The 1,520-nt window shown below is 72.2% G+C and carries 1 protein-coding gene; it reads right to left on the reverse strand.

Annotation, left to right across the window (positions count from 1 at the left end):
- Nucleotides 1-52: 52 nt before the first annotated feature.
- The coding region (locus AB0I03_RS26525; RefSeq protein WP_360417336.1) for a DUF2252 domain-containing protein at nt 53-1,520 on the reverse strand (1,468 nt) is incomplete at its 5' end.

Raw genomic sequence — 1,520 nt, forward strand, 5'->3', positions numbered from 1 at the left:
CCCCACCCCGCCCCGCAAAGCCCCCGGAAGGAGCCGGGAGGCCCCCTCGCCGTTACACCCCGCTCTCCGCCGCGATGCGACCGCTGCGTATCGCCGCGACCAGGTCCGCGTGATCCGCTTCCGTGCGCTCCGCGTAGGCCACCGCGAACGCCGCTATCGCCTCGTCGAGTGCCTCGCCCTTGCCGCAGTAGCCGGCCACTACGCGCGGGTCGGCGCTGTGGGCGTGTGCGCGGGCCAGGAGTGCACCGGTCATCCGGGCGTAGTCGTCGAGCTGCCCGTCCGACAGCTGGGCCGGATCCACGCTGCCCTTGCGGTTCCGGAACTGCCGTACCTGGAAAGGCAGTCCCGTGCCCAGACCGTCCGGCGCCCCCGCGCCGCTCGACCGCTTCTCCCCGGCGACGCCGTGGACGCCGGATACACCGCGTATGCCGTGTACGCCATCTATTCCGTCCGTCGTGCCCTCCCGTACCGTCGTCCATCCCAGCAGCAGGTCGCTGACCACCTGCATCCGTCGCTGTCCGAGCACCACGCGCCGGCCCTCGTGTTCCGCCGGGGGTACGGGGAAGCCGACCTTCGCCACGTAGGGCGCCAGTATCGAGCGGCGGGCCTCCTTCACCTGGAGGACCAGGGGCTCGCCACGGTGGTCCAGCAGGAGCACCACGTATGACCGCAGTCCGACGCTGCCGGTGCCGACTATTCGGAAGGCGACGTCGTGCACCGCGTACCGGGCCAGCAGCGGCAGTCGGTCCTCGGGAAGCGTCTCCAGATAGCTGGCGAGCGACGCGGCGACCGCTGCCGCCTCCGCGTCCGGTACCCGGCGCAGCACCGGCGGCGCGTCGACGAACCGTATGCCGCCGTCCGGTCCGCGCTCGGTGGATTTCGCCGCGAACCGTGCGCTGGTGTTCTTGCGTGCCTTGGCCTCGACCCGTTCGAGGGTGCCCAGCAGGTCTCGGGCGTCGGTGTGCGAGACCAGTTCCTCGTCGGCGATGGCGTTCCACGCCTCGGTCACCGGGAGCTTTGCCAGCAGCCGCATGGTGCGCCGGTAGGCGCCGGCGGCGTCCTGCGCCGCGGCCTTGCAGTCGTCCTCGCTCGCGCCCGCCTCCCGGCCGGCGAGAACTATCGACGTCGCGAGCCGTTTGACGTCCCATTCCCAGGGGCCGTGGACGGTTTCGTCGAAGTCGTTGAGGTCGATGACCAGGCCGCCGCGGGCGTCCGCGTAGAGGCCGAAGTTCGCGGCGTGCGCGTCTCCGCAGATCTGGGCCCCGATGCCGGTGACGGGGCTTTCCGCCAGGTCGTGGGCCATGAGTCCGGCCGAGCCGCGGAGGAAGGCGAAGGGGCTGGCGGCCATCCGCCCGACCCTGATGGGCGTCAGCTCGGGCAGCCGCCCGGCGTTGGACTCCTCGACCGACGCCACCGCGTCGGGGCGCCCGGCCGTGATCCGCAGAACGGCCTGTTCGTCGCGGGGCAGTTGATCCCGCAGTGCCCGGCCCACGGCCTTGGCCGAGGGCCATTCCGGGTCG

It is taken from the genome of Glycomyces sp. NPDC021274 (assembly GCF_040641195.1).
Lineage (GTDB): Bacteria > Actinomycetota > Actinomycetes > Mycobacteriales > Micromonosporaceae > Glycomyces.